Below are 23675 nucleotides of genomic sequence, written 5' to 3'. Positions count from 1 at the left end.
TCCAGCGCAGGCAGAACAGATGGGGCGTGGAACGCGTGTTCCACGCCCCATCTGCGTTCTCACGGAGGCCTCCCCTGCCCCTCATCGAGTGCTCCCATCTCTGCCGCACCTTCTCCGAAGGCGCATCGCGCTCCACAGACGAGAGCGTCGAAGGCGCGAGCACGCGCCGCCCGGCCCTCGCAGACGCCACCTTCACGGTGGAACGCGGCGAATTCGTCGCGGTCGTCGGCCCTTCCGGTTCGGGCAAGTCAACCCTGCTGACTTTGCTGGGAGGGCTCGACCGCCCCACGACCGGTCGCCTCGTCATCGACGGCGTCGACATGTCGAACGCAACCGAGGCCGAGCTCGATCGCCATCGGCGCGAGCGCGTGGGGTTCATCTTCCAGTCGTTCCACCTCAATCCACGCCGCACCGCCCTCGAGAACGTCCTGCTGCCGCTCGTGTTCGCCCCGAGCGGCGAAGCAAGCGCGGCTGATCTGGCGCGCAGGCGCCTCGAGCAGGTCGGGCTCGCCCCGCTCGCCGACCGCCCCGTCTCGACCCTCTCCGGCGGGCAGCGCCAGCGCGTCGCCATCGCCCGCGCCCTGGTTCGCAACCCCTCGCTGCTGCTGGCCGACGAGCCCGTGGGGAACCTCGACGCCGGAACGGGGCGCGAGATCGTCGATCTGCTGCGGGCCATCAATCGCGACCAGGGCGTCACCATCCTCGCCGTCTCGCACGATGCGCTGCTCCTCGAGGCCGCAGGTCGCCTGCTCGAGATGCGCGAGGGGCGATTGCTGGAAGGAGGCGCCGCGTCGCACACGCGCGCCATATCGCCCCTGCCATCGGCCACGCCCGAGGCCACGCCGTGACTGCGCTGCGAAGCCTCGCCTGGCGAGACGCCTGGGCCGCCCCGGGACGCACCGTGCTTCTCTCGGTGGGCGTGGCCGTGGGCGTGGCGGCCCTGGCGCTCATATTGGCGCTGAGCAGCGGTGTCGAGTCCATCGTGCTGCGCAAGGTTCTCGGCGTGCTGCCCGACCAGCTGGTTGTGGAGCCACAGACAACGGGGGTCGGCCCCCTGCAGATCACCAGCGGCCCCGCCCTCGATGACGCCATGATCGCCCGCGTCTCGACCCTGTCAGGGGTGAAGGCGGTCTATCGGCGCGTGCGCATCCCCCTGCCCTCGCACATCAATGCCGAGTACAACGGCAAGGCGTTCTACACCGACGTGCTCGTCGAAGCGGTCGACCCGCAGCTGGTGGAGGCCGACATCGCCACGCCCGGCGCGTTCACGTTGCGCTCCGAAGCCGATCCGGTGCCCGTGGTTCTGCCCTCGGCCATGATCGATGTCCTCAACATGGGCTTCACCGTGAACACGGGGCTCCCGGCCATCAATCCGAGCGTGATCATCGGGCGCCACTTCACCCTCAACCTGGGCAGCAGCAGCTTCAAGGTCGGCCCCAACGTCTCGATGCGCTGCGAGATCGTGGGCATCTCACCCCGCGTGTTCGTGGGCGGCCCCTCGATTCCGCTGGGCTACGCCCCCCGATTCGATCAGATGCTCAAGGCCCAGGGCGCGGGGCTCACGCTGCCGCCCGCCTCCAGCCTCACCATCTTGTTGAAGAGCCCGTCCTACCTGCCGGCCGTGGCCGAAGGCATTCGTGCCCTCGGCCTCACCGCTCCGCAGCAGGAGAAGGCCCGCAGCGTCACCGCCGTCATCCGCGCCATCACGCTGATGCTGTCAATGTTCGCGGGGCTGGTGCTGGTGGTTGCGGGAACGGGCATCGGCAACGGCCTGGCCCTCATGGTGAAAGACGAGGCTGGCGAGATCGGCCTGTTCCGCGCCGTCGGCGCTTCCCGCGGTCAGGTGCGGGCCCTGTACCTCATGCGCGCGGGCGTGGTAGGGCTCACCGGCGGTGTCGCCGGAGGCGCGGTGGCCCTGGCCATGACCTGGGCGGTGAATTCCGCCGTGGGGCACTGGGTGCCCGGCCTGCTCGAGGGCGGCGAGCGCGTGGTCGCCATGACCCCCCTGCACCTGCTGGCCGGCCTCGGCTTCGGCCTGGCGGCAAGCCTGGCGGCGGGCCTCATCCCCGCGCAGCAGGCGGCTGGGCTAGAGCCCGCCAGCGTGCTGCGCGAGCGGTAGGGCGAAGGCCCTCAGGCGGTCTCTTCCTCGTCGAGGGCCTCTTCGGGCTCGTCGATCTCGTCGACGCCCTCGCCCTCTTCGCCGCTCACCTCTTCGAGGGCGGCGTGGGCGGCCTCGTAGCGCGCCTCGGCGGCTTCGCGCGAGAGCAGCGTCCAGCCCTTGCGCCCCCACTGCTCGTCACTGGGCGGCGACTCACTGGCCGCCACCGTCTTGCCGCCGATGGTGCGCGCGTCGTTGCGCTGCACGCGGAACACCTCCCACGCGTGCAGGCGATCGTCGGCCCACTGCTCGTACATGGCGACCTCCTCGGAGCGCTTGACGAGACGGTAGTCGAATCCGCGACGGTTGAACCGCTCCTTGAGCGGGCGGTACTCCTTCGAGGCGCTCTGGGAAGAGGCGTCAGACATGGGTGTTGGGGCTCCTGAGCATGAGATGCCACGCCGTGCGCGGCAGGCGTCAGACGACGCGCGGCGCTGCGGGCTGGCATCGTTCGCCACGCATGCGCGCGCCTCCCCCTCTGCCCGCGGCGCCGACCCGTCGCCTCCCGCCGGTCACCCCGACACCCCGCTCACCCAGGGCCTGGCGACCTCACGGCTCGCCTCCACCGTACCAGGCGATCCCCGCGGCGGTCACCATGGCGGGAATCACGAGGTCGCGGGCCTGCGGGGCCTTGGTATCGATGCCGTACAACCGCAGGATCTCGGCCTTCTTGGCGGCGTGATCTTCCACGAGCCACTGATACCACTTCAGGTCTTTGAGCCGCTGGTGCTCGAGCAAGACCTTCGCATGGGTCTCCGCAAAGTCTTCGGCCGCATTGGTGGCGCCATACCGTGTCACCGACGCCCCTCTGCCCCAGGGTCCTCGAGACGAATGTCGACCCCCCGCGTCGAGCACGTGACCGGCTTCGTGGTAGAGAAGGCTGCGATCGCGCTCTGATGCCTCGAGAAGCACGTCGCGGTTGATGACGATGTGCTTGCCATCACTCAACCCCTGCACCGTGGTGAGCTGCCCGTCGGCGCGCTCACCGAACCCCAGCTCGCGAGAGAGGTGGATCTCGCGCATGTGCGCGCGGGCCGCGGGCGGCGCCGCGTTGATGGCCTTCCCCAGAACGGCCAGCTCCGCCTGTGACGCATTCCCGTGAACGGTCACCGTTACGGGGACCCCTGCGGCTCCCTCGAATTGACTGAAGTGCGTGCCCAGCGCCTCTGACTCCCGCAGGAGGTCAGACATCGTTCCGCGCGTGAACATGCGGTACCCCGGGTTCTCGTGCACCACCCACGGGATCGAGCGCAGGGCGAGCTGCCGCTGCGCCATCACTATCGCGGTGTTGAAGATGCCCTGCGCACCCGCGCCGTCTGCCGCGGCGACCGATGCGGCAGACCCACGTGATGCGGCGCCTTCGGCAGCGCGCGTGCCCGCGCCCTTGAGCACAGCCAGATTGACTGCACCCAGCCCGAGCTTCACCCCACCGCTCACGCCCAGGCGCCGGGCCTCGGCGTCAAATGTGCCCGCGTCGACGGCGGCTCCAGCGCGCCGGAGGCGCTCACCCTGCTCGGCGTACGCGCTCGCCCGCCCCAGATCGAGGCCCGCGTCGCGCGTGAGACCATAAGAGCCCAGGGTGACCAGCTCAGCCGCGGCACCCGCCACCCCTTCGTGCTTCGAGGCCGTGTGCGCGCCGAAGGTGGCGACATCCTTCACTGCGTCAGCCGCGTGAACCGCCTCGAGGCCGCTCTGCGCGATCGACGCGTCATCGTGCAGATGGCGCGCCTCGAGGGCGCGACGGCGATCGGGCGGCAGCGATTGCATCCACGCCTGCGCGTCGCGCGCCACCGATTCGAACTCTTTACGGAAATCCTCCGGCGTCATGCGCGCGGCTTCGGCAAGCGATTCGAGGGTGGCCGGGGTCTCGAGGTCAGCGGGTCCGAGGCGTATCATGTAGTGGCGGGCCACCTCGAAGACCTCGGCGCGGGTGTCGACATAGCGGATGCGGGTGCGACCGGTGGTGGGGTCCATGATGTCGCTGAAGGCCACGGGAACCAGGCGGTCGCCCTGGCGCGTGATCATGGCACCGCTGCCGCCGCCGGCGAGGAACTTCACAACGCCGTACCCGAGCTCTCGGGTGTACTCTTGATCGAACGGGATGGGGGCCGCGCAGCGCAGCTCGTAGCCGATGTCCTTGTCGACGATGGTGAGCGCGATGCCCCGCGCCTTGAGGCGGGCGCGCACCCGCTCCTTCACCAGCTCGCCCAGGCGGATCTCCGCTAGCCGGAGATGCCCGTGCTCGTCGCGCTCGGCCCCCTCGATCTCGGGCAGCGACGCGGGGTCGAGAATCTCGGCCAGCCCCTCTGCGAGGATGCAGCAGCCGTCAGAGCGCCCCATGGCCAGGCGCTTGATGATGGAGCCCTCGATGATGGCGCAGAGGTGGTCGAAGCTCACCGGGCGCTGGCTGAACTCTTCGGGGATGAGGCTCAGCGTGGCGCCCGCCGAGACGCCGATGCCCAGCGCGAGATGGCCGGCGTTTCGGCCCATGGCGACGAGGAAGTACCAGCGGCTCGTGGTCTGGGCGTCGGTCATGATGGCCTCGACCGTGCGGGTTCCCACGTGGCGGGCGGTCTGGAATCCGAACGTCGAGTAGCCGCCGTCGAGGGGCAGATCGTTGTCGATGGTCTTCGGCACGTGGGCAACGCGGATGCGCCCTTCGCTCGTCTCGAGCACCCGGCGCGAGCTGAAGGCCGTATCATCGCCGCCGATGGTGACCAGGTGCGTGATGCCGAGATCGGTGAGCGACTTCACCACGGTCTCGAGGGCCTTTGGGTCGCGGGTGGGATTGGCCCGGGAGGTGCGCAGAATCGACCCGCCGCTGAAGTGGATGCGCGAGACGTCGCGGATGCCCAGCGGAGAGACGTGGGAGGTGTCGCCCTTCATCAGCCACTGGAAGCCGTCGTAGATGCCCGCGACCTCGAAGCCGCGATTGATCGCCTCGATGGTGGCGGCGCTGATGACGCCGTTGATGCCGGGGGCCGGGCCACCCCCGACCAGAATGCCCATGCGCATGTGTGTTGCTGCCTCCTTGGTGCTCGTGACCGCGTGTCGCATACCGGCTTCGCGCGAGGTCGAGGCCGAGAGGTCGGTCTCGTCGATGCGATGCCGGCCTGTGCAGTCGGCCAAGGATTCGAACGGGCGCGCCGCTCTCCTTCCGCGCGGGCCCGTCATCAGCGTGTCCCGGCACGCGCGTCGGCGTCTGAAAACGGTGCGTTCCGACCCGCTGATCCGGAAGGATCAGCGGGTGCGCGGAGGAATCAGTGCGCCATGAAGATCCAGCGCCCCCGCCTCCCTGTCATCGACCGCGGAACCGTGGTCGATGAGGTCAGCGCCATCGTGAAGATTCCGCGCGGGTTCCGCGCGGGGCACACCAGCGCGGTCGTGCTCGCTCACGGGGCCGGCGGTGGGTTCGATGACCCGCTGCTCACCTACGTGCAGAGCTATCTCGTGGGGCGTGGCTTTCTCACACTGGGCTTCAACTTTCCCTACAGAGAGAAGGGGCGCAAGACCCCGGATCGAGAGCCGCTGCTCGAGGCCACCGTGCGCAGCGCGGTCGACTTCCTGCGCAACCACGAAACGCTGAAGCCGGGGCGCCTGCTCATGGGCGGCCGCTCGATGGGCGGGCGCATGGCATCGCACCTCGTGGCGGGCAACCCGCACATGGCGATGGGGCTCATCCTGCTGGCCTATCCCCTGCACGCGCCCGGGCGACCGGATCGGGTTCGCGACAAGCATCTGCCCAGCATCGCTGCGCCCACGCTCTTCGTTTCCGGCACGCGCGACGCGCTTGCGCCGCTTCCCCAGCTGCAGGCGGCCGTGAAAAAGGTGAGGCGATCTGCGCTGTCCACCATCGATGACGCCGACCACTCGTTCAAGATTCTCAAGCGCAGCGGTCGAACGCAGGAAGACGTCTGGTACGAGGTGGCAGATCAGGTTGCGAACTGGGCCGAGGTGCTGGTGGGCGACGTAGGTGAGCCCCAGGCGCCGCTCACGCCTGCGTCGGTCGAGCGCTTGCCCGGGACGGCACGCACCACGCCGAAGTAGTCGGCGCGCCACGCGCCCTGCTGCAGCGCCCGTCTGCGCGCCTCGCGCGGCCAAGAGGAATCGCCTGCGCTCCGAGGAAGTGTGCGCCCAGGAACCGCCCGCGCCGCTTCTGTGAAGCCCGCCTCGGGCGCCGAATCGTCTCCGCATGGCGCGAGACACGCATGGATGGTGCTGCACCGATGAGAATCAAGACGTTTGACGACTGGACCGACTACTTCAAGGTCTGGCAGCGCACTCGAGCCGTACGAGTTTCACGTCGGCTTCGACGACATCAAGTCGAACGAGATCGAGTTCGGCGACTGGAAGGGCAGCCCGAAGTGGGAGACGGTTCTGCAGATTCCCACGCAGAACGCCCGCGACTCGCTCATGGAGCTCATCCGCTTTCAGGGCGACACCGAGTTCGCCTCTTCTGAGCAGCAGCGCGGCCTCATCGAGTCGGCTCCAACGCGTGAAGACCTGCAGTCGCTGGTGCGGGTGATTCGCGAGGAGGGGCGTCACGGCTGGCAGATGGCCTACCTGCTGGTGCAGTACTTCGGCGACGACGGCAAGCGCGAGGCGCAGAAGCTGCTCGAGCGCCGCTCGGTGGCCATGAGCGGCACACGCTCGAACCGCCGCCTGCTCTGGGCGTTCAACGAGCCCATGGATCACTGGATCGACTTCTTCTACTACACCGAGCTGGTCGACCGCGACGGCAAGTTCCAGCTCGAGATGCTCACCCGCTGCGGGTTCGCTCCCATGGCGCGCAGCACGGCCTACATGCTGGGCGAGGAATCGTACCACCTGCGCACCGGTCACCTCGGGCTGAAGCGCATCATGCAGGCGGGCGTGATTCCCATCGACATCATGCAGAAGTACCTCAACAAGTGGCTGCCCACCGCGCTCGATCTCTTCGGCAAGGACAACTCGAGCACCGCGGTGTGGACCTACGTGTGGGGGCTGAAGGGGCGCTATCGCGAGCACGCGCAGCCCGACATCGAGTCGGTCGACCGCAGCACCCTCAACGACCTGTCGCGCATGGCCTACTATCGCGAGGTGCAGGGGCTCATCGATCAGATCAACCGTGCAGCCGCGCCCGGAACGCCTGAGCTCGTGGTGCCGGATCTGCGGTTCAATCGCCGCATCGGCGAGCACGCCGATCAGCCGTACTCGGTGTCCGGCGAGCGGCTCTCTGATGAAGCCTACGCCCGTCATCTGCTCGAGGCGCTGCCGCAGGCATCTGATCTGGCTCGGCTCGACGCCATCTTCAAGTCGGGTGAGGCGTGGCTGGCGCCCATGCCGGGCGCTGACAAAGAAGCCCAGCCGGCCTGATCGACGGCGGGCCGGCATCGAACGTGGAGCGCTCCGGCCGCGTGGCCTGGCTCTTTCTCGCCCCCTCGCTCATCGTGCTGGGGCTGTTCACGTTCTATCCGTTCATCTACGGCATCTGGCTGGCGTTCTGCGACTGGAGCCTGCTGGCCCACGATGCGCAGGGCCGGCTCCTTGCGCCGCGTTTCGTCGGCATGGCCAACTTCGTCGAGATGTCGCACGACCGCTACTTCCACATCGCGCTGCTGAACTCGGTGCGCTACCTGCTGGTGGTGCCGGTGCTGCAGCTGCTCGCCATGGCGCTCGCGGTCGTGCTGAACCAGCGTCTGCGCGGCCTCACCTTCATACGCGCGGCGATGTACGTTCCGGTGATCACCTCGGTGGTTGTGGTGGGCATCGCGTGGCACTGGGTGTACCAGAGCGACGGGCTGCTCAACACGCTGCTGGTCGACGTGCTGGGCGTTCTTCCGCGGCGGGTGGGCTGGCTCACCGATGGTCATCTGGCGCTCTGGTCGGTGATGTTCGTGACGGTGTGGCAGGGTCTGGGGTACTATGTGCTGCTCTACCTCGCAGGGCTGCAGGCGATTCCGCCCGAGTTCGAGGAAGCCGCGCGCATCGACGGCGCTTCGCCCGTGCAGGTCTTCTTCCGCGTGACAGTTCCCCTGCTGCGCCCCACGCTGGCGCTCTGCAGCATCGTCTCGTGCATCGCGGCGTTCAAGGTCTTCACCGAGATCTACGTCATGACCCGGGGCGGGCCTGAGCACGCCACCACCACCCTCGGCTACTACATCTTCGAGGTGGCCTTCACCGACTACTCGATGGGTTACGCGGCCGCGCTCGCCCTGGTGCTGGGACTCTTCGTGGGGGTCATCTCGTACGTGAACCTGCGGTACTTCCGCGAAGGGGGGCTGCAGTCGTATGGATAGCCGTCCCAAGGGGCCCGTCGGTCGTCGTATCGTGGCCTACGCGGTGCTGATGGCGCTCTCGCTGATCATGGTTGGACCGTTCGCCTACCTGGCGCTGGCGTCGATCACCGAGGGCAGCGCCCTGCAGGCGCTTCGCGACGGCCACGTGAACCCGACGTTGCGCTTCTATGGCGATGTCTGGCGCACGTTCACAGAGATGCACCTCTTCATGAACACGCTGGTCATCTGCGTGTCCGGGGTGGCTCTCGAGCTTGTGCTCGCGTCGCTTGCGGCCTATCCGCTGGCGCGGCTCGAGTTTCGTGGAAAGGGCGTGGTCTCGGGGCTGCTGCTGGCCACGATGATGCTGCCCGTGCAGGCCGGCATGATCGTGAACTTCACCACCATCCGCGCCCTCGGCCTGTTCGACACCTACGCGGCTGTGGTGCTGCCCAGCGCCGTGAGCGTCTTCGGCATCTTCCTCATGCGCCAGGCGTACCTGACGGTTCCCAAGGAGCTCGACGAGGCCGCGCGTCTCGACGGGGCAAGCGATGTCGTGATATGGTGGCGGGTGCTGGTGCCGCTCTCCCTGCCTTCGCTGGCCACCCTCGGGCTGTTCTCGTTCGTGGGGTACTGGAACGCATTCGTCTGGCCGCTCGTCGTTCTGAAGCACCAGGAGCGCTACCCGCTCGCCGTGGGGTTGGAGTTCATGGCGGAGGTATTTGACAAGTCGTTTGCCAAGATTGCCGCGGGCTCCGTGCTGTCGATGATCCCCGTCATCGTCTTGTTCGTGCTCATGCAGCGCGCATTCATCAAGGGGATCACGGCCGGCGCTGTGAAATAGGCTTTGAGACAGGCCTGATCGTCTCTGAGACGAGTTCTCAATCGTGGGTCTCATCGACCAGGAGGTTGTCGTGTTCGATCGTTTTGCAGACAAGCTGCGCGGGCGCCTGAAGAAGCAGGAAGAGGCTGCGGCCCAGGAGGCCGCCGAGCCGGCGCCCCCCGCCCCCATCGCCGTGGAGACCGCCGCAGAGCCGGAGAAGCCGAGTCTGCTGAAGCGCGTGTGGCAAGAGCTGAACAAGGACGTCACCGAGGTGGCCATCATCGGCCCCTCGATGACGCGCCTGCGCGATGGGCTCAAGAAGACCCGCGAGGGCTTCGTGTCGAGCGTGCAGACCCTCTTTCGCCTGCACAAGCGCATCGACGAGAAGTTCTGGGAAGAGCTCGAAGAGATTCTCATCACCGCCGACGTGGGCGTGCAGACCAGCCTCAAGATCATCGACGCCATGCGCGCGGTGGTCAAGGAGCGCGGGCTCACCGAGCCGGAGCAGCTCACCGAGGTGCTCAAGGCCGAGCTGGCGTCGATGCTCGCGTCGTCTGGCGGAGGGCTGCTCGCTGCCCCGTCGGGGCCGACCGTGGTGATGGTGGTGGGGGTCAACGGCGCGGGCAAGACCACCACCATCGGCAAGCTGTCGTGGCAGCTCAAGAACGCCGGCCAGAAGGTTGTTCTCGGGGCGGCTGACACCTTTCGCGCCGCCGCCATCGATCAGCTGGCCGTGTGGGCCGAGCGCACCGGGGTCGAGCTTGTGCGTCACGCCGAAGGCAGCGATCCGGCGGCTGTGGCGTTCGACACGCTGGCGGCCGGCAAGGCGCGCGAAGCCGACCTCGTCATCGTCGACACGGCGGGTCGCCTGCACTCGAAGGCCAACCTCATGGAAGAGCTCAAGAAGGTGCGCCGCGTCATGCAGCGCCAGATCCCGGACGCCCCGCACGAGGTGCTGCTCGTGGCCACCAACGGACAGAACGCGCTGGCCCAGGCCCGCACCTTCAGCGCCGCGGTCGATGTCACCGGCATCGTGCTGGCCAAGCTCGATGGCACAGCGAAGGGCGGCATCGTGCTGGCCATCGCCGATGAGCTCAAGATTCCCGTGAAGTTCATCGGGGTCGGCGAGTCGGTCGAAGACCTGAGGCCGTTCGACCCCGCCGCCTTCCTCGACGCCTTGTTCGCCACCGAGTGACGCGCCCTGGGGGTCAGTGCCCCGTCGACGAGATGTTCGCGGGGAGGGGAGGGATGGCGATGCCCTCGAGCTTTGCCAGCTCGGAGATCGTCACGAACTGGTAGCCCTTCTTGCGATAGGCGTCGATGATGGTGGGGAGCGCGCGTATCGTCACCAGGCGACCGGAGTGCAGGCAGATGATGGCGCAGCGGCTCGAGTGCATCAAGATGAAGTCGTAGAGCCGTGATGGCTCGCTCTCGCGGTAGTCGCCCGGGTTGTCGTTGTCGTTGACCACGGTGTAGCCGAGCTTCTGCACGAATGCGCAGCGCGAGCGGTCGAGACGGCCGCCGGGCGGGCGCATGATGGGGGTGGCGATGCCCGTGAGCCGCCGGATGAGCCTGTCGGTCTCGTTCAGCTCTCGCGCGATGCCCACCTCGTCGAGCCCGACCAGCGAGGCATGGGTGAACGAGTGGTTGCCGAGCTCGTGGCCGTCGTCAGCGATGCGCCGCACGAGCTCGGGGTGCATCTGGGCGTCCTTGCCTTCAATGAAGAACGTGGCCTTGACCTGGTGGCGTTTCAGCAGGTCGAGCAGCTGCGGGGTGAGCTGGGCGTAGGGGCCGTCGTCAAAGGTGAACGCGATGGCCTTCGGCGTGGTGTTCGGCGTCCACCCCATGCGAATCCACACCATCTCCTTCATGCGCCGGATCACGCGGTCGAGCGGGGGAGACACGGTGTGCGCGTAGGGGATGCCAGGCGTCACGATGAGCGGCACCACCTGACGGCGGGCGTGCACGTACAGCTTGGCCGTGGCCAGGGTCATGAAGCCTGCGGCGGCCACGATGATGCACCCGAGCAGCACCCTGCCCAGGCTGCCGAGCAGGCGCGCGATGAGCGGCCGGGGGGAAGGAGGTGTCGGGTCGGGTGTCTCTGTCATGGGCCTTCCAGGTCGATCGGGAATGCGGCCGTGCGAGGTTCGATGCGGGGGCGGGCAGTTCCTGGAAGCGGTTTCGCCCTCACCTCTCCCTGGGCAAGAGCGGCAGGGGAGAGGCAGGAAAGTTCTCGTTCACGTTGAACCTGCCCCCCGCGCATTCTGTCCCCCCCGTGCAGCCGCAGGGGGGGCTGAGACCGCCAAGCGCCCTGGCCACGACCAGCCTGGGGTGCGAATCCGAGACGTGAGGAGTGACGACGTGAAGGCCTGGACGTGGGGATCTGCCCTGATCATCTGCGCGCTCGTCGCCACGCTCGCCTCCGCCATCGCCTTCGGGCAGATCGACTGGCTTCACATCACCATCGGCATCTTCACCATCCTCAGCGGCATCATGCTCTTCGCCGGTCTGGGCGACCGCAGCCGCAAGGGCGCCCTGAAGAGCGACTGCTACCGTCCGTTCGTATCGTGCCTCATCGCGGCGCACAACGAGCAGGAGGTCATCGAGGCCACGGTCCGCTCGCTGTGCCAGATGAACTACCGCAAGAAGGGCAAGCCGAACTTCGAGGTCGTGGTCGTCGACGACGGCTCTACCGACGACACGCTGGCGATCCTCCAGTCGCTGCAGCGCGAGCTCCCCTTGCTCAAGATCGTCGAGCGCAAGCCGCCGGAGTGCGCAAAGGGCAAGTCAGCCGTGCTCAACCACGGCTTGCGCGCGAGCCGCGGCGAGGTCATTGCCGTGTTCGACGCCGATACCCGCGTTGAATCGAACTTCCTGATCAAGAGCGTGCCCTGCATGATCGATCCCGAGGTGGGCGGTGTGCAGGGGCGCGTACGCATCTACAATGCTCAAGAGAATCTCCTGACCCTCGCCCAGGAAGACGAGTTCTCGGTTCTGGCTCACCTGGCGCAGAGCTCGAAAGACGTCTTGAACGGCATGACCGGCCTCGGCGGCAACGGTCAGCTCACCCGTCGCACGGCTGTCGAAGAGGTAGGGGGCTGGAACGAGCTCTCCGCCACCGAAGACCTCGACCTCACCCTGCGCCTCCTCATGAACGGGTACAGCGTCCGCTACTGTGGCGAAGCCGTGCTCTGGCAGGAAGCGGTCTCCCACGGGCACGCCTTGCTGCGTCAGCGCGTGCGGTGGTCGGAGGGCTTCATCAAGTGCCTGTTCGACTACTCCTGGCCCATGCTGACGCGCCCGATGCCTCTCTTCAAGCGCTTCGACGGCTTCACCAGTCTTGTGCGGTGCCTCATCCCGATGTGGATGCTGGTGGCGTACCTGGCTCTCGGCATCGGCTATGCCAGCGGAACCCCGCTGACGAACTCGGTGCCGTGGTGGCTGTTCGCCTCCGCCTCCGGCGTGTTCTTCGCCGTCACCTTCCTTGGCATCCTCACGATGCAGCAGCTCTCGGTGCCGCGAACCGTGACGCGCGTCGTGCTGTACTGGGCCTACAACTTCATCTGGGTTCTCGCGGTGCCCCTGGGGTTCGTCAACTGCCTCAAGAACCTCGATGGCATCCGCTGGGACAAGACCGAGCACCGCGGCGACCAGCCTCGGGTCTCTGTCGCTCACGTACCGTCCATGTCCTTGCCCCTGGCCGAGGTCGTCGACTGACCCGAACCCTATGTTCGGAAGAGGTGCCTGCAGTTGGTTCTCACCATCGCCCGTCGTCTGAGCCTGTTCGTGCTCTTCATCGGCATCACCGTCAACGGCCTGCTCCTCGTGATGGCGGGTCGTGCTGGGGCGACCAACACGACCGCCGCGGTCGCGCCCACGCTGCACGTGCGAGTTCTCGACAAGAGTGCCGCTGACGGTCTCGTGGGGGCCCTCAAGAAAGAGAAGTTCATCCAGACGGCGGTCGTCAGCTCGTCGAAGACCGAAGCCCTCGTTCCGACGGGGCGTTACATCGCGGGCCTCGAGATGGAGCCCGAGCGCACGGCCGGAATCGCCCGTGCCCTGCAGATGGGGGGGTTCCCCTCCACAGTCGTCAAGGGCGACACCACCTGCCTGATCCGCCTCAAGGAGACCTTTACGACGACCGCCGCCGCGCAGGCGCGGGTTTCTGCGGTCACGAAGACCGTGGTGGTCAACCTCTCTGTGCAGGAGGAGAAGGTGAAGAAGATGGCTACCGTCTACATCGTCGACATCACGGTTGGCGACGACGCCTCCTTCCACGAGGCCCGCGAGTTTGTGAAGAAGAAGCTGCCGAAAGCCGAAATCCAGCCGTAGTGATCGCCCCAGGCAAGGTCTGTCTCAGCCAGTGTGCAACGTCACTCCTCCACGGGTGCCGTGGAAAGGGTTGACCTCGGGGCGGAGCCAACCGCCCCGCGTCTCTCGAACGTCGTCAGGGCCGTCGTCTTGAAGGAACTTGCCGATCTGCGACGAAATCGCACCCTCATCGTCAGTCTGCTGGCGCCCGTCTTCCTGGCTCTCGTGTTCGTGCACGTGATGGAGAGGGTACGGCATTCTGGTATCGTCCGGGTCACGGTGCTTCGTGGCTCTGATGAGAAGACCCGCGCGCTTCTCACGCTCACGGGTGCGTTCGATGTGTCAGAGGTTGCTGATACGCGTGAAGCCCGTGAGCGCGTGGAGACCCGCACTGTCGATCTGGCGCTCATCCTGCCCAGAGACTTCGACGAACGCCTGGGTTCGGAGGCGCAGCCTCAGGTCTCGGTGCTCGTACGTCGTGATTCCCCTCCCCACGTGGCTGCCGCCGTTGCCGCATTGACCGAGATGCTGCGCGTGCGCGCCGGCCAGCGCAGCCCCGTCTCGCTCTCCCTCGAACCTGTCGGGCCAGAGGCCGCGGGTGCGATGCGGGCCCAGTGGGTGATGGGTTTCATCGTGTTCGAGCTGCTCATGGGGTTCGGCATCGCTGCCACATCTCTCGTTGAAGAGCGGGAGCGTGGAACGATGCGCGCCATACGTGTCACGGGAGCATCCCCCGCAGGGGTGCTGCTGGGCAAGGCCATCGTCGTCTGGGGCCTCTCCCTGGCGGCGGCGGTTGCGACCATCGGTCTCTGCGGTCTGCTCCATCCGCCACTCTCGGGTGTCCTGGTTGTCATGGCCGCCGGCAGCGCATTCGCCGTTGCCTTCGGCCTATGGATGGGAGGCCTGTTCCCCAACCTCGCGGCGGCCAATGCCGGCCTCCCCGTGGTGTTCATGCTCGTGTTCCTTCCGACTGTTCTGGGAAGCCAGGCAGCGCGTCCCGCGTGGGTGAGGCTCACGCCCGGCCACTGGTTGGTGGAGGGGCTGCAGCAGACCCTGGTCGAGTCGGGGGGGCTCGAGTCGGCCTGGAAGGCTACGGGGCTCCTCGTCGCATGCGCGCTGCTCTGCGCGTGTGCCTCGTGGGTCACGCTTGCCAGACGTCCCGAGCGCGAGTAGAGATCGGTCTACTACAGGTGCCATAGAAAGGAAGCCAATGGAAAGCATCGCCGAACTGGAGCGTCAGCCGCGCTCCGAGCTCATCGAGATCGCCCACGACCTGGGAGTCGCCGGGGCCGATCGGATGAAGGCGCAGGAGCTCCTGCACAAGATCTACGAGTCACGGGCTGACTCGCAGGGCCTGACGTTTGCCACGGGAGTTCTCGAGATTCTCCCCGAGGGCTACGGTTTTCTTCGCGGCAAGTCGTATCTGCCGGGCAACACCGACATCTATGTCTCGATGACGCAGGTGAAGCGTCACGGCCTGCGCATGGGCGATCTCATCTCCGGCTATGTTCGTACCCCCAAGAGCGGGGAGAAGTACTACGGCCTCGTGAAGCTCTCGGCCATCAACTCCGTCGACCCGGAACTGGTGCGCGGTCGCCCGCACTTCGAGAACCTCACCCCCATCTTCCCGAATGTGCGCTTCAACCTCGAGACGGTCAAGGACGAGCTCTCGACCCGCATCATCGATCTCTTCTCGCCTATCGGAAAGGGCCAGCGCGGGCTCATCGTGGCTCCTCCCAAAGCGGGCAAGACCGTGCTGCTCAAGAAGATTGCGCACGGCATCACCACGAACAATCCGAACACCCACCTCATCGCGCTCCTCATCGACGAGCGCCCTGAAGAGGTGACCGACATGGAGCGCTCCATCGAGGGCGAGGTCATCTCGTCGACCTTCGATGAGCCTCCCGAGCAGCACGCCCGCGTGTCTGAGCTCGTTCTCGAGAAGGCGAAGCGGCAGGTGGAGATGGGCCAGGACGTGGTCATCCTGCTCGACTCGCTCACGCGAATGTCGCGTGCCTACAACAACATCACCCCGCCCACCGGTCGAACCCTCTCCGGTGGTCTCGATACGGCCGCGCTGCGCATGCCCAAGCGGTTCTTCGGTGCGGCCCGCAACATCGAGGGTGGGGGCAGCCTCACCATCATGGCCACCTGCCTCGTGGAGACGGGCAGCAAGATGGACGAGGTCATCTTCGAGGAGTTCAAGGGCACGGGCAACATGGAGCTCGACCTCTCCCGCCGCCTCGCGGAGCGGCGCATCTTCCCCGCCTTCGACGTCAAGAAGAGCGGCACGCGCCACGAAGAGCTGCTGCTCGAACCGGAAGACCTCAAGAAGATCTGGGTCTTGCGGCGCGCGCTCGACATGCTGGGTGAGGTCGAGGTCACCGAGATCCTCATCGAGCAGATCAGCAAGACGCCGTCGAACGACGCCTTCCTGCGCGCCATCACGCGCGAGGCCCTGTCGTTCGGCAAGAGCTTCTGACCCCCTCGACCGACCCGTCGGCCACCACTGACGCAGGTCGAGACGCGGTGCCGGGACCGGAAGACGGGCAGCCCTCCGCTGCCTTTGTCTCCATCGCGCTCACCTGTCTGGTGGTGGCGGCGTACGCCTCGTCGTGCACGTCCGGGATGCTGTGGGACGACAGCGTCATCGTCACCGACAACCTGGTTCTTCGGCTTCCCGACGGCCTCGCGCGCATCTGGCGCGGCGAGACCGTGGTCGACTACTTTCCCCTGACCTACTCGCTGGTCTGGTTGCAGTACCGCTTCTTCGGCAATCACGCTGCCGGCTACCACGTCGTGAACATCGCGATGCACAGCGTCTCGGTGCTGCTCGTCTACGCGGTGCTGCGCCGCCTGCGTGTTCCCGTGGCGGCACTCACGGCCGCGCTCTTCGCGGTGCATCCGGTGGTGGGAACGTCGGTGGAGTGGATCAGCGAGCAGAAGAACACCCTCTCGCTGGCCTTCTACGCGGCCTCCACCCTCGCGTTCATCCGCACCCTCGAGCTGCCGTCGGGAGAGCGGCGCGCATTCTTCTGGTGGGCGGTCTCCCTTGGGATGTTCCTGCTGGCGCTCATGGGCAAGCCCAGCGGCATTTTCCTGCCCTTTGTCTTTGCGCTGCTGGCGCGCACCCGCGGACGCGGGTGGGGCGACATCGCCGTCACCATCACGCCCTATCTTCTGCTGTGCCTCCTCATGGGCGTGGCCACGCTCTGGTTCCAGAAGTACCACTCCATCTCTGTGGAGGAGATTCCCATCGACCCCTGGTCGGTGAGGCTTGCGGCCGCGGGGTGGAACGTGCTGTTCTACGCGCGCATGCTGGCGCTTCCGCTTCGTCAGAGCATGGTGTACCCGTACACGACACCGGATCCGGCGACGCTCGTGGCGTGGATCCCGGACGTGCTGCTCGTCGGTGTGGCCTTCGGGCTCTGGCGGGCGCGGCCGCGCCTGGGTTCGCTGCCGCTGATCGGGTTCGTCTACGCCCTGCTCATGCTGGCGCCGGTTCTCGGCTTCGTGCCCATGTCGTTCTCGCGGTACTCGCGGGTGGCAGATCACTTCGTCTACCTCGGCGCCATCGGTTTCCTGGGGCTGTATGCGGCGGCTGCGCACGCCATCACACGAACGTGGACGCCGCGCTGGGTGAGGTCAGCCGTGGTGGGGCTGGTGCTGGGGGGACTGGTCTGGCTCGATCAGGGGCGGTGCGCCGCGCTGGCCTCGCGAACCACGTGCTGGCGCGATGTGATCGCGAAGTACCCGGATGTGTGGGTGGCCTATGCCGACCTCGGTTCGTCGCTCATCGCCGAGCGTGACCCTGCCAGCGCAATTCCCATTCTCGAGACCCACGTGAAGCTGCGGCCAGACGACGCGGGCTCCCACTACAACCTCGGGGTGGCGCTCATGGCGCTCGAGCGCTACCCGGAGGCAGAGAAGGCCATGCGCACGGCAACCCGTGTCGAGCCTCGACGGGCGGCGGCCCACAATGATCTCGGCATCTGCCTCATGCAGCTGCGTCGCCCAGATGATGCGCTGCGCGAGTACCGGTGGGCCCAGCGGCTCGACATGAGCCTGTCAGACGCGTTCAACAACGAGGGCGCCCTGCTCCTCGATCTGGGGCACCCTGCCGAGGCCATTCGACCGCTCGAGCGTGCGTGCAGGCTCGCGCCCAATGACGTGAAGCCCTTGACGCTGCTCACCCACGCCTACCTCGACAGCGGTCGCGCGGCCGACGCCATCGAGACCGCGCGACGTCTCACGACAATGCGTCCTGAAGACGCCGAGGGCTGGGTGCTTCTCGGAATCGCCTCACTCGACAGCAAGCACGAGCCGGAGGCGCGAGAGGCTCTGCGGCGCGCGCTCTCGGCACGCACCACGAAGGCCATCGTGCTCAACGACGTGGGGCTTCTCTCGGCGAGGCTGGGTGACCGCAGAACCGCGCTCACCCTGTATCGCAAGGCCCAGGCGAGAGATGCCGCATTCCCGCTGGCGGTGAACAACGAGGCATGGCTCCTCGCCACCGCGGTGGAGGACGACCTCAGAGACGCCAAGGCGGCACGCGAGGCTTTGCGCCGTGCCTGGACGCTCAGCCGAGCGGACGATCCGCAGGTGCTTGACACAGCCGCGGCTGTGGCGGCAGAGTCGGGCGATCTCGCGCAAGCCACCGATATCGCCCACCAGGCCGCGTGCATCGCGCGAGAGCGCGGCATGGACGCGCTGGCGCGTGAGATCGAGCGCCGTCGCGCGCGCTACGCGGAGGGGCATCCCTGGCGGGAGTAGGCCTCAGCCGATGGAGGAAGGGCCCATGAGCAGATCGCGCATGTCGGCGAACTGCTCGTGCTTGGCGAGCGCAATCACCACGTCCTTGTCTTGAAGGCGGGTCTGCCCGTTCGGCACGATGGTGTCATTGTCGCGCAGCACCATGGCGATGGTGCAGTGAGGCGGAAGGGACAGCTCCTGCAGCATCTTGCCGTGCGCCGGTGATTCGGGGGTGACGGGGGCCTCGATGATCTCCACGCCGCAGCGGCGCAGGGCAAGCGACGTCATCACGCCGTGATGGGCGATCTCGTCTTCGATGACGGCGAAGATGAGCGCCGTGCTGCTCACGGGGGCGTCAACGCCTAGCTTCTTGAAGATCTCCTCGTTCCGGGGATTGGCCACGCGGGCGATGGAGAAGTCGACCTTGAACTTGCTCTTGGCCACCTGGCAGATGATGAGGTTGTCTTCGTCATCGGCGGTCACGGCCACCACCATGTCGGCGCGTTCGCACCCGGCTTCGGCGAGCACCGACGGGTCACATGCGTCACCGTGCATGGCGACGCTGCCGAGCTCCTTGTTGATGCGCTCGACCTTGTAGTCCTTCTTCTCGATGATGGTGACTTCCTGACCCGATTGGATGAGGGCCTTGGCCAGGTAGTAGCCCAGCTTGCCGCCGCCGGCGAGGAGGATGAACATCAGTACTCTCCTTTGGAAGGGACATTGACCGCGTGGTCGCGCACGTCGAGCAGCTCGGCGACCTGGGCCATGGCGTCGGCGGTCACGACGCCGAAGAGGCTGTCGCCCGCGCGGACGATGTGGGTCGGGGTGGGAACCAGGGGAACCTGGTCGTGGATCACGCTGCTGATGCGGAAGGCGCCCTCGATCTCGAGCTCCTGGACCTGCTTGCCGTCGACGGCGTCGCCCACCTTGAACTCGAGCGCGACGGCGCTGCCGTCACCCAGCTGGTAGTTTCGCAATATGCGTGGCGGAATGATGAGATTGCGAATCATGCGCGCGCCCACGGTGGTGGCCGACACGGTCTTCAGGCCGAGATCATGGTAGATGCCGGCGCGCGCGGGATCGTACACGCGGCAGACCACCCGAGGGACCTCGAACACGACGCGCGCGATCTGGGCCGCCATGAGGTTGGTGTTGTCGCCGTTCGTCACGGCCGCGAAGGCGTAGGCGTCTTCGAGGCCGGCGCGCTGCAGAACGTCTTCGTCGGTTCCGTTCCCCAGCAGCTTCTGGCCGTGGAAGTCTTGCAGCCGCTGGAAGGCGGCGGGCTGCCGGTCGATGACGCAGACCTGGTAGCGCTCGGCTTCGAGCAGTCGTGCCAGGCGGGCTCCCTGTCGGCCGCAGCCGACGATGACGCAGCGATTCGAACGCAACGATGAATCCTCTCTTGCGGGGCGCCTGTTGGTGGACAGATCACACACCTGACCACGGATCGGGCACGCTGTGACGTGCCCCGACGACCGCTTTGGCGGGCTTGTGCTTCACGCCTCGCCTTCGCGAACCCTTCCACGCGCAGCCGATCTCTTGGGGGAGGGGGGGGCTCCCAGCGTCGTACCTGATCGCTCGTATTGGCTGATGCGACCCCCGCATGGACGGCGCATCTCCCCTCGTGGCCAGGGATCTGGCGCTTGCAAGGGGAAGGAACGGCGCCGTGGAGCGAGAATCAGAATTGAAACATATTCACGGCCCGCGCCTGCTCGTGGGTTCGTTGAAATCGGAGGCAAGCCACGTGCGCACCCCCTTCTTCACCCCTCGATATCTGCACATATGGCTTCTCCTGACGTGTGTCGTGGCACTCGCCCAGGGCGCGCCGGCGCATGCTGATCCGGTGGCCACCGCGAAGCTGCGCATCGCGCGCATCCTGGCGAACGACGGCCTGTCACGCTCGCAGGTCGGTGTCTATGCTCGCGCGGTCGACAGCGGGCGCGTGGTGTTCGCCCGCAACGCCGACGCTCCCATGATTCCGGCGTCGAACTTCAAGCTTGTCACCACGGCCGTGGCTCTGGCGTGTCTGGGGCCCGACTACCGATTCACAACAGACCTCCTCGGCCCCCCTGTCGATCAGGGCACCGGCGTCGTGAACGGGAACCTCTACCTGCGGGGCACGGGCGATCCCACCCTCGTCGAGCCCTGGACCCGGCCCGCTACCGGACCTTTCGAGGCGTTTTCCGCCGAGCTTCGCAAGCAGGGGGTCAAGCAGGTCACCGGCGCCCTGGTGGGCGATGATTCGGCGTTCGATCGCGACTTCATCGGCAAGGGCTGGCTGAAGCGCTACCTGATGCTCGACTACGCGGCCGAGACGGCGGCCCTCTCCATCAACGGCAACGTCATGAGCCTCGACGTCCGCCCCGGAAAGATTCGCAGCTACCCGCCCACCACCACGCTGAAGTACAAGCACGTGGTGAGCAGCCGCGGCGGTCTCACCGTCACGCGCCCCACCGACAGCAGCACCGTCATCGTGCAGAACCTCAAGCCCGGGAAGTCGCTGCAGACGAGCCTCACGATACACAACCCCAGTGAGTACACGACGGGAGTGCTCCTCTCGATACTGCAGCGTGATGGTCTGAAATTCGGTGCGCCCATGCGCCTGGTGGAAGAGACCGACCTTCCGCTGCCAGACGGCCTCGTGCGGTACGGCTTTCACGAGTCGGCGCCGCTGCTCAAGATTCTAAAGCGCATCAACAAGCACAGCGACAATCTCTTTGCCGACCACGTGTTCAAGGCCATCGGGTTCCATCGCCTCGGGAAGGGCACCCTCGACAACTCCACGGCCGCCATCAAGGAGCAGCTCGGAAAGATGGGCGTCGACACCACGGGGCTCGAGATCGCCGACGGCTGCGGTTTGAGCGTGCTCAATCGCGTCTCTCCTCGGCAGTTCGTTCAGCTGCTCGAAGGCATGGCCCGCCGACCGGATGCCGAGGTGTTCAGGTCGACCCTCGCGGCCGGCGGCAAGGAAGGCACGCTCTGCGGTCGTCTCGTCGGGCTTCCCGTGTACGCCAAGACAGGCACCATCGACGGAACCTGCACCTTGAGCGGGTATGTGGTGACCCGTGCCGGCCAGCAGATCGCCTTCTCCATACTGGTGAACCACCACCACACCTCGAATGACGCCATCCGGGGCCTGCAAGACGTCATCGTGAAGGTGCTGGCCGATATCGGAGAGCGGATCTAGCCAGGTCGGCGCAACGTCATCGAGCGCCCTGTTCCCCCGCGTCGCGTCTTGATGATCTCGCCCATGATGCTCACCGCGATCTCTTCCGGCGTCTCTGCGCCGATGTCGAGACCGATAGGGGAGTGCACGCGATCGAGGCGTGAGGGATCGTACCCGTCTCGCTCCATGTCGGCGAACACGGCGCCGATGCGTCGACGGCTTCCGATCATGCCGATGTAGGCGAGGTCGCGGTTGACGATGCGCCGCAAGATCGCCTCATCCTGCTTGTGCCCCCGGGTCACGAGCACGACGTGGGCGTTGGGGCCGAGGTGAAGCGCCTCGACCTCGTCTCCCAGATCGCCCACGACGATGCGAGCCGCGTCCGGGAATCGCTCTGATGTGGCGCACTCTGGTCGGTCATCGAGAATCACCACCTCGAAGCCCAGCATCCTTCCAAGGCGGGCAAGCGGCAGCGCACAGTGTCCGGCACCCGCGATGACCAGCATCGGCGGGCGTTCGAGAACCTCGACGAACAGCTCGGTCTCGCCAGCGTGCTCGTGTCGGGCGGCCGATCGGAGCGCGTCGCCCTCGAGACAGGCAACGATGGAGCGACGGGCGTGAACGAGCGCAGGGGCTGCTGATGTCACCGCGGCGTCGAGTCGGGGGCAGCCCAGGCTCCCAAGGCTCCAGCCGCTGTCTGACGCGAAGCGTTTCTTTCCAAGGTGTGCTGACGGCCCTGCGATGGCGGTGCACACCACCACCCCGTGACCGGCGTCGAGATGGGAGATGAGCGCTTTCGCCGTGCCCAGGTCTTCGTCTGTCCAGAGATCGATGAACACGTCCATGCGGCCGCCACAGATCTTCTCGCCCCCGTCTTCCGGGTTCTCGGTGAGATCGACCGTCACCACGCGCGCCTCGCCGTGTGTGAGCACCTCGCGGGCTTCCTGCCAGACCTCGGCCTCGCCGCATCCACCGCCCACCGTGCCGAAGAACGTGCCGTCGTCGAGAATGACCATCTTCGCGCCCACGTGTCGAGGCGTCGAGCCATAGGCGCGCACCACCGTGGCAACGGCGACGCGCCGATGCGTGGCGGAGAGGGTGTAGAGCTTCTCGAAGACGTCTTTCTGCTCCATTGGAGGGCGCTGCGGCAATCGGTAGAGGGTGGTGCGGGTCTCTCGGGTGGGTCCCGAAGGTCCCGTCAGGAGAACATCAGCATGAAGAGCACGAAGGTCTGGCCGTTCCAGAGCCCGTGGCAGATTCCAGAGGTCGCCAGGGAGCGGGTTCGCTCGAAGCCGTAGGCCAGCAGCATGCCGAGGGTGGCCAGGGGCACCAGCGTGTTGAGGTCGCCGTGTATCGCGGAGAACAGCAAGCCGTTCAGGGGAATGGCGAGTGCGGCGGGCAGCACGCTGCGCATCGACGTGTAGATCACGCCGCGGAACAGGATCTCCTCGAAGAGGGGGCCCATCACGGCCACGAGCGTGAGGAGCGCCACCGTCTGCCCAGGGTGGGACGAAGCCTCTTCGATGACCTTGAACACAGGGTTGTTCTGGGCGCTCGGCGTGTGGAAGATCTGGGTCATGAGCCAGCCCACGCACAGCACAACGACAAACGCGCCCCAGTAGAGGCAGAGTCCGCACAGCAGGCTGCGGCCGAACCGGCGCGTGTGCAGTCCGATGGTCTCCCACCGGAACCCGACCGCCCAGCCCATGAGGGCGAGCATCACGGCATAGATGATCATCTGCACGCCGACCACGGCGAGAACCGAGCCGTGCGCGGCGACGCTCTCTCCCTGATGGGCGAGGAAGGTGCTGATCAGCGTGCCCACGAGGGCCGAGACAACCTGGAACACGCAGAGCATGCTCCACCCCACCAGGGGGTCGAGCCCTGCGGCGCTGGAAGGCGACGCGGGGTCGGCGGGGGTGCTCTCCAGGTTCCACTGGCGCCCTTTCAAGAGCCAGATGAAGAGCACGATGACGCCAAGGCTGAAGTTGACCAGGAACAGCAGCGCCACCATTCCGAGGACGGCAGCGGTTCCCACGGCCTGCGATTGCAGCGCGGCTTCGAGGGCTGCTTCGTCTGCGGTGTCGTGTCCACGCCTGGCGAGCGCGAGACGCGCTGCCAACCCCTGCCAGCCTTCCACCTCTTCGAGCGCCTTCTTCGACTCGGCGACCTGTGCCGGAGAGAGGGGGGGAGGGGTTGGCCTTGCGGTTG

Annotated in this window: 20 protein-coding genes; 13 read left to right on the top strand and 7 right to left on the bottom strand. The window is 66.7% G+C overall.

Features of this window, described 5'->3' with window-relative positions; genetic code table 11:
• Positions 1-83 precede the first annotated feature (83 nt).
• Together EB084_00660 and EB084_00655 are read left to right on the top strand one after the other, a co-directional pair.
• Positions 84-848, top strand: a complete 765-nt coding sequence (locus EB084_00660) for an ABC transporter ATP-binding protein (protein ID NDD26766.1) — start codon at positions 84-86, stop codon at positions 846-848.
• On the top strand, positions 845-2119 hold the full coding sequence (locus tag EB084_00655) for an ABC transporter permease (protein ID NDD26765.1): 1275 nt from the start codon (positions 845-847) through the stop codon (positions 2117-2119). The genes EB084_00660 and EB084_00655 overlap by 4 nt, the downstream gene beginning before the upstream one ends.
• A gap of 11 nt (positions 2120-2130) precedes the next feature.
• Here EB084_00655 and EB084_00650 read toward each other — a convergent pair whose 3' ends face one another.
• Positions 2131-2526, bottom strand: a complete 396-nt coding sequence (locus EB084_00650) for a hypothetical protein (protein ID NDD26764.1) — start codon at positions 2524-2526, stop codon at positions 2131-2133.
• Positions 2527-2707: 181 nt separating this feature from the next.
• The gene (locus tag EB084_00645) at positions 2708-5173 is read right to left on the bottom strand and encodes a hypothetical protein (GenBank protein NDD26763.1); all 2466 of its coding nucleotides are present in this window, start codon (positions 5171-5173) and stop codon (positions 2708-2710) included.
• A 255-nt stretch (positions 5174-5428) separates the two neighbouring features.
• Here EB084_00645 and EB084_00640 point away from each other — a divergent pair, with 255 nt between their 5' ends.
• The 5 genes from EB084_00640 (at position 5429) to ftsY (ending at position 10430) form a co-directional block, all read left to right on the top strand.
• Positions 5429-6205, top strand: a complete 777-nt coding sequence (locus EB084_00640) for a hypothetical protein (GenBank protein NDD26762.1) — start codon at positions 5429-5431, stop codon at positions 6203-6205.
• A gap of 195 nt (positions 6206-6400) precedes the next feature.
• Positions 6401-7513 (top strand): hypothetical protein, encoded by a 1113-nt coding sequence (locus EB084_00635; GenBank protein NDD26761.1) that lies wholly within the window; start codon positions 6401-6403, stop codon positions 7511-7513.
• 41 nt (positions 7514-7554) lie between these two features.
• Entirely contained in the window at positions 7555-8436 is an 882-nt protein-coding gene (locus EB084_00630) for a sugar ABC transporter permease (GenBank protein ID NDD26760.1), read from the top strand.
• Positions 8429-9256 (top strand): carbohydrate ABC transporter permease, encoded by an 828-nt coding sequence (locus tag EB084_00625; protein ID NDD26759.1) that lies wholly within the window; start codon positions 8429-8431, stop codon positions 9254-9256. Before EB084_00630 ends, EB084_00625 begins: the two co-directional genes overlap by 8 nt.
• Before the next feature lie 106 nt (positions 9257-9362).
• Positions 9363-10430, top strand: coding sequence for a signal recognition particle-docking protein FtsY (gene ftsY / locus EB084_00620; protein ID NDD26758.1), 1068 nt, complete (start codon positions 9363-9365; stop codon positions 10428-10430).
• A gap of 13 nt (positions 10431-10443) precedes the next feature.
• On the opposite strand, the gene EB084_00615 is transcribed toward ftsY, so the two are convergent.
• On the bottom strand, positions 10444-11343 hold the full coding sequence (locus EB084_00615) for a polysaccharide deacetylase family protein (GenBank protein NDD26757.1): 900 nt from the start codon (positions 11341-11343) through the stop codon (positions 10444-10446).
• Between EB084_00615 and EB084_00610 the strand changes: the two genes are divergently transcribed.
• From EB084_00610 to EB084_00590, 5 genes are read left to right on the top strand one after another with little or no spacing between them, the layout of a single operon-like run.
• Complete coding sequence (locus tag EB084_00610; protein ID NDD26756.1) at positions 11228-12952, top strand: glycosyltransferase family 2 protein; 1725 nt, start codon at positions 11228-11230, stop codon at positions 12950-12952. The genes EB084_00615 and EB084_00610 overlap by 116 nt on opposite strands.
• Positions 12953-12985: 33 nt before the next feature.
• Entirely contained in the window at positions 12986-13567 is a 582-nt protein-coding gene (locus EB084_00605) for a hypothetical protein (GenBank protein ID NDD26755.1), read from the top strand.
• A 33-nt stretch (positions 13568-13600) separates the two neighbouring features.
• On the top strand, positions 13601-14719 hold the full coding sequence (locus EB084_00600) for an ABC transporter permease (protein NDD26754.1): 1119 nt from the start codon (positions 13601-13603) through the stop codon (positions 14717-14719).
• A gap of 37 nt (positions 14720-14756) precedes the next feature.
• Complete coding sequence (gene rho, locus EB084_00595) at positions 14757-16028, top strand: transcription termination factor Rho (GenBank protein ID NDD26753.1); 1272 nt, start codon at positions 14757-14759, stop codon at positions 16026-16028.
• A 47-nt stretch (positions 16029-16075) separates the two neighbouring features.
• Complete coding sequence (locus tag EB084_00590; GenBank protein ID NDD26752.1) at positions 16076-18319, top strand: hypothetical protein; 2244 nt, start codon at positions 16076-16078, stop codon at positions 18317-18319.
• Positions 18320-18322: 3 nt separating this feature from the next.
• Here EB084_00590 and EB084_00585 read toward each other — a convergent pair whose 3' ends face one another.
• Both EB084_00585 and EB084_00580 read right to left on the bottom strand, forming a co-directional pair.
• Positions 18323-18994, bottom strand: coding sequence for a TrkA family potassium uptake protein (locus EB084_00585; protein ID NDD26751.1), 672 nt, complete (start codon positions 18992-18994; stop codon positions 18323-18325).
• Entirely contained in the window at positions 18994-19746 is a 753-nt protein-coding gene (locus EB084_00580) for a TrkA family potassium uptake protein (GenBank protein ID NDD26750.1), read from the bottom strand. The genes EB084_00585 and EB084_00580 overlap by 1 nt, the downstream gene beginning before the upstream one ends.
• A 155-nt stretch (positions 19747-19901) precedes the next feature.
• Here EB084_00580 and dacB point away from each other — a divergent pair, with 155 nt between their 5' ends.
• Complete coding sequence (gene dacB / locus EB084_00575) at positions 19902-21485, top strand: D-alanyl-D-alanine carboxypeptidase/D-alanyl-D-alanine-endopeptidase (protein ID NDD26749.1); 1584 nt, start codon at positions 19902-19904, stop codon at positions 21483-21485.
• On the opposite strand, the gene EB084_00570 is transcribed toward dacB, so the two are convergent.
• Together EB084_00570 and EB084_00565 are read right to left on the bottom strand one after the other, a co-directional pair.
• Positions 21482-22597, bottom strand: a complete 1116-nt coding sequence (locus EB084_00570; GenBank protein ID NDD26748.1) for an XdhC/CoxI family protein — start codon at positions 22595-22597, stop codon at positions 21482-21484. The genes dacB and EB084_00570 overlap by 4 nt on opposite strands.
• 65 nt (positions 22598-22662) lie before the next feature.
• Positions 22663-23675: CPBP family intramembrane metalloprotease (locus EB084_00565; protein ID NDD26747.1), on the bottom strand; the 1013-nt coding region annotated here is incomplete at its 5' end.

The organism is Pseudomonadota bacterium, assembly GCA_010028905.1.
In the GTDB taxonomy this organism is placed as follows: domain Bacteria; phylum Vulcanimicrobiota; class Xenobia; order RGZZ01; family RGZZ01; genus RGZZ01.
The sequence above is the reverse complement of the archived record's forward strand: the minus strand, read 5'-3'. Positions and strand labels throughout refer to the sequence as shown.

What these genes read in the sequence shown, in the direction of transcription:
- EB084_00650 (NDD26764.1), bottom strand. Translation starts at nt 2,526, where the DNA reads ATGTCTGACGCCTCTTCCCAGAGCGCCTCGAAGGAGTACCGCCCGCTC.
- EB084_00645 (NDD26763.1), bottom strand. Translation starts at nt 5,173, where the DNA reads ATGCGCATGGGCATTCTGGTCGGGGGTGGCCCGGCCCCCGGCATCAAC.
- EB084_00640 (NDD26762.1), top strand. Translation starts at nt 5,429, where the DNA reads ATGAAGATCCAGCGCCCCCGCCTCCCTGTCATCGACCGCGGAACCGTG.
- EB084_00625 (NDD26759.1), top strand. Translation starts at nt 8,429, where the DNA reads ATGGATAGCCGTCCCAAGGGGCCCGTCGGTCGTCGTATCGTGGCCTAC.
- EB084_00610 (NDD26756.1), top strand. Translation starts at nt 11,228, where the DNA reads ATGAAGCCTGCGGCGGCCACGATGATGCACCCGAGCAGCACCCTGCCC.
- EB084_00615 (NDD26757.1), bottom strand. Translation starts at nt 11,343, where the DNA reads ATGACAGAGACACCCGACCCGACACCTCCTTCCCCCCGGCCGCTCATC.
- rho (NDD26753.1), top strand. Translation starts at nt 14,757, where the DNA reads ATGGAAAGCATCGCCGAACTGGAGCGTCAGCCGCGCTCCGAGCTCATC.
- EB084_00585 (NDD26751.1), bottom strand. Translation starts at nt 18,994, where the DNA reads ATGTTCATCCTCCTCGCCGGCGGCGGCAAGCTGGGCTACTACCTGGCC.
- dacB (NDD26749.1), top strand. Translation starts at nt 19,902, where the DNA reads ATGGACGGCGCATCTCCCCTCGTGGCCAGGGATCTGGCGCTTGCAAGG.
- EB084_00570 (NDD26748.1), bottom strand. Translation starts at nt 22,597, where the DNA reads ATGGAGCAGAAAGACGTCTTCGAGAAGCTCTACACCCTCTCCGCCACG.